Annotated in this window: 5 protein-coding genes; 2 read left to right on the top strand and 3 right to left on the bottom strand. The window is 52.9% G+C overall.

The window, feature by feature from the left end:
- Positions 1 to 124: 124 nt before the first annotated feature.
- Genes TX77_RS05765 through TX77_RS05755 form a run of 3 tightly spaced genes read right to left on the bottom strand, consistent with a single transcriptional unit; the run spans position 125 to position 1,965 of the window.
- Complete coding sequence (locus TX77_RS05765; protein WP_044503843.1) at positions 125 to 568, bottom strand: GNAT family N-acetyltransferase; 444 nt, start codon at positions 566 to 568, stop codon at positions 125 to 127.
- A 48-nt stretch (positions 569 to 616) separates the two neighbouring features.
- Positions 617 to 1,048 (bottom strand): MerR family transcriptional regulator, encoded by a 432-nt coding sequence (locus TX77_RS05760; RefSeq protein WP_044503842.1) that lies wholly within the window; start codon positions 1,046 to 1,048, stop codon positions 617 to 619.
- A 44-nt stretch (positions 1,049 to 1,092) separates the two neighbouring features.
- On the bottom strand, positions 1,093 to 1,965 hold the full coding sequence (locus tag TX77_RS05755; RefSeq protein ID WP_044503841.1) for an NAD(P)-dependent oxidoreductase: 873 nt from the start codon (positions 1,963 to 1,965) through the stop codon (positions 1,093 to 1,095).
- Positions 1,966 to 2,272: 307 nt separating this feature from the next.
- Here TX77_RS05755 and TX77_RS05750 point away from each other — a divergent pair, with 307 nt between their 5' ends.
- Positions 2,273 to 2,959: a TerC family protein gene (locus TX77_RS05750; protein WP_049917305.1), complete on the top strand. Its 687-nt coding sequence runs from the start codon at positions 2,273 to 2,275 to the stop codon at positions 2,957 to 2,959.
- Between the two features lie 127 nt (positions 2,960 to 3,086).
- Complete coding sequence (locus tag TX77_RS05745; protein WP_044503839.1) at positions 3,087 to 3,557, top strand: hypothetical protein; 471 nt, start codon at positions 3,087 to 3,089, stop codon at positions 3,555 to 3,557.
- Positions 3,558 to 3,729: the final 172 nt, after the last annotated feature.

The raw sequence follows: 3,729 nt of genomic DNA, 5'->3' as shown, positions 1-3,729 counted from the left end.
GCCTAAGTGATGAAATCACGGCACGCCGGCAAATCGACGGTGCGTTTCCATGAAAAAAGACCTCCTAAGGTTCGCTTCACAGTGAATCTTAGAAGGTCTCTTCTGTGGTGGATGTTGACGGTCTTTAGGACCGCTTCATGTAGAGCAGGGGGTAGGCATGTCCCTGTTCGTCGAATTCCGTCCGCTTATAGACGATGAATCCCAAGTGTTCGTAAAATCCCTTGGCTAAGGGATTCTGCTCATTGACGGCCAAGTCGTTGACGCCGTACTGTTCGATGCCGTAGCCGAGAAGTGCCGAGCCGATGCCGCGGCTGCGGTGTTCGTCAGCGACGAAGAGCATTTCGACCTTTTTATCGTCAATTCCCAAAAATCCTAAGGGAGAGCCGTTGTCGTCTTCGGCGATGATCAGCTTGGGCACGACGGCCAGGGCCTGGGGGACGAAGGCTTTAATGGCTTCGATGGCGCCGGGCGGTAAAAAGAGATGGGTCGCCCGGACGGAGCTTTCCCAGACGGAGAGCAGTTTTTCCGTCAATTCCGGGGTTCGGTCTTTGATTTCGATGATATGCAAGGTTTTTCTCCTCATTGGCGAATACGGACGGTTCTAATGGAAGATGATTTATTCGTCATCGTCGTTGTATTCGGGCAGTAAATCGCTGGTATAGACTCGTTTTCCCGACGTGACTTCGTCGTAAAAATTCTGTTTCCAATGGATGTAGTCGATGGATTCCCGGACTTCTTGGAGCTTTTCCTCAAGGAGGGTCAACTTCTTATCGAGCATGATCTTGCGGACGGGAATGGAATCGGGACCCTGCAGGCAGTAGGCCAGGTACTGTTTCATTTCTTCGATGGTCATGCCGCATTTTTTTAAGCAGGTCAGGCTCTTGATCCAGGCGATGTCGTGGTCGTTGAAGACGCGGCGGTTATTGTCCGACCGCTTGACGTTGGGCACGAGGCCCGTATTGCAGTAGTATTTTAAGGTTTCATAAGGAAGGCCCGTCTGCTCACAGGCTTCTTTCATACCATAGAGTTTCTTCGATGATGCCGCCATGACAGCGGTCACCTCCTTTGCATGCCTTTTCAGATGAGAAAGGCCTATTTCTGATTTGCGTACCACTGGAAGAGGGCTTGGGTGCCGCAGTCTTCCATGCCGTCGGCAGCCAGTTTGTCGTAGAGCTTCTTGGCCAGAGTCAGGCCCGGCAGGTCGAGGTTCATTTCGGCAGCCGATTCGAGGGCGATGCGCATGTCTTTAATGAAGTGCTTGATGTAAAAACCGGGGGCCGTATCGCCTTTTACCATCCGCGGTGCCAAATTGGCCAGGGACCAGGAACCGGCAGCGCCGGACGAGAGGGTGGCGATGACTTTTTCAGGGTCCAGGCCGCTCTTTTGGGCGTAGGCAATGGCTTCACAGACGCCCATCATGTTGGACGCAATGGCGATCTGGTTGCTCATCTTGGCGTACTGGCCGCTGCCGGCAGGGCCAAAGTAAGTCAAGGTCTTGCCCATGGCCGAGAAGACGGCATTCATGGCGTCAAAGGCTGCTTCTTCGCCGCCGACCATGATGGCCAGGGTCCCGTTTTTCGCGCCGACGTCACCGCCGGAGACGGGAGCATCGAGGGCATCGATGCCCAGGGATTTGGCTTTGTGGTAAATTTCTTTGGCCAAAGACGGGCTCGACGTCGTCATGTCGATGACGGTGCCGCCTTTTTTCCCCTTTAAGATGCCGTTATCGCCAAAATAGACTTCTTCCACGTCTTTCGGATAGCCGACGATGGAAATGACGACGTCCGACGCAGAAGCGACGGCAGCCGGCGAGTCGAACCACTGGCAGCCTTCGGCGATGAGGGCGTCGGCCTTGCTTTTCGTGCGCGTATAAATGTTGACCGGGAAGCCGGCTTTTTTCAGGTTGCGGATCATGCCCGTTCCCATGACGCCCGTTCCGATAAAGCCGATAGTCGTTGTATTCATAGATAACACCTCCAATATGTATGCATGTTCTTATTATAGCATAAATAGTTTTAATATAAATATGGGAGATGGCAATCGATGGCCGATGGGAATCTTGACAAAAAGAGTATCCTTCTGCTATACTAATTTCGTAATAAAATAGCGAAGGGGAGTAACCCTCAGTTGTCCATCAACATCGTGCCGTTATTGACCGGCTGGTGGCAGCATTGCTCTTGCAATAGGTGAGACTTTCGCATGATACCAGCTCGACTGATACCATGCGGAAGTCTCTTTTGTTTTATTCACAGAAAGTAGGAGAGAAATTATAATGGAACTGTTTTCAATGCAATTCTTTACGGCTTTAGGAACGATCATTCTGCTGGACATCCTTCTCGGCGGTGACAATGCCGTCGTCATCGCCATGGCAGCCAATAAGCTGTCGCCGGCCCTGCGCAAAAAGGCCATCCTCATCGGTACGGCCGGGGCCGTCATCATTCGGCTGATCATGACTTTCATTGCCGTATGGCTGTTGACCATTCCGTATCTGCAGGTCATCGGCGGCCTGATCCTGCTGCCCATTGCGGTGAAGCTCCTCGTTCCGGAAGAACATCACGACGACGTCAAAGCCTCGGATAACCTCATGGGCGCTATCAAGACGATCATCATCGCTGACGCCGCCATGGGGGTCGACAACGTCCTGGCTATTGCCGGCGCCTCCCACGGCAGCTTCCTCTTAGTCGCTATCGGCTTCTTAGTCAGCATCCCCATCATCGTCGGCGGCAGTACCATCATCGGCCGCCTCATGGACCGCTTCCCGGTCATCCTCTACGCCGGTGCCGGCCTTCTCGGTTGGACGGCAGGCTCTATGATCGGCCACGACAAAATCCTGGGCCCCATGATCGAGTCCTCCGTCGGCGCCTGGGCTCCCTTGGCCATTCAGATCTTCCTGGCTGTCGGCGTCATCGCTGTCGGTTTGGTCCTGAGCCGCAGTGTGACGGCGAAAGCCCAAGGCTAAGGGTGGGCTGCTAAGGACTTCGGTCCGCTTGCGAAAGACCATCCGTTTGATTTATGATACGAACTGTGTTAAAATGACATAAAACTATTCAATAATTGCAATCCGTTGATAAAGTGAGGTAATCGCGATGAAAATGTGGAAAATCTTTGGCCTGACCTTGGCGTTGACGACCGTAGCTGCTACGGCGGCTTTTGCGTCGGTCCCGCAGTCGGCCCTGCGCATCGGCGGCATTCCTTTCGATGCCGAAAGCTCGGTCATCCGCTCGATGTACGGCATGCCGACCAAAGTAGACGTTCACATGGAAAAAGAACGGGCTACGGAAGATACGGAATATGAATACGGAAACTCTGTCTCCATCGACTTAAAATACAACCGCGTCCATCAAATTGAAGTCTCGGCCAATAATGGCTGGGCTACGGCGGACGGCGTCCATGTCGGCATGGATATTGCCGAAGTCGAAACGATCTACGGCGAACCAGATGCCGTTCGGGACGATCATTACATCTATTACGTCACCGGCCGGTCGGACCTCGGTATCGACATCGAAGTCGAAAATAACCGCGTCGAAGAAATTACCGTCGGAAAACTCGATAAGTAAGACTCTCTATCATGACACCAGCTCTTTACGGGGTTGGTGTTTTTTGGTGTAACGGCTTTCCTTGGAGACGGTTGCGACCGGCAGTGCATACCTTTTGTTTGAGGAGCGGAGGCATTTCATCTCGAACAGGATTTCTGTATCCGCAGCGTCAAAAAAGCCCATCGACGAAAAT

Source organism: Megasphaera massiliensis, assembly GCF_000455225.1.
In the GTDB taxonomy this organism is placed as follows: domain Bacteria; phylum Bacillota; class Negativicutes; order Veillonellales; family Megasphaeraceae; genus Megasphaera; species Megasphaera massiliensis.
This window is presented reverse-complemented; position numbering and strand designations above follow the sequence as displayed.

Bases quoted from the DNA above. Each gene is read 5' to 3' on its own strand.
- TX77_RS05760 (WP_044503842.1), bottom strand. From the start codon at position 1,048: ATGGCGGCATCATCGAAGAAACTCTATGGTATGAAAGAAGCCTGTGAG.
- TX77_RS05750 (WP_049917305.1), top strand. From the start codon at position 2,273: ATGGAACTGTTTTCAATGCAATTCTTTACGGCTTTAGGAACGATCATT.
- TX77_RS05745 (WP_044503839.1), top strand. From the start codon at position 3,087: ATGAAAATGTGGAAAATCTTTGGCCTGACCTTGGCGTTGACGACCGTA.
- TX77_RS05755 (WP_044503841.1), bottom strand. From the start codon at position 1,965: ATGAATACAACGACTATCGGCTTTATCGGAACGGGCGTCATGGGAACG.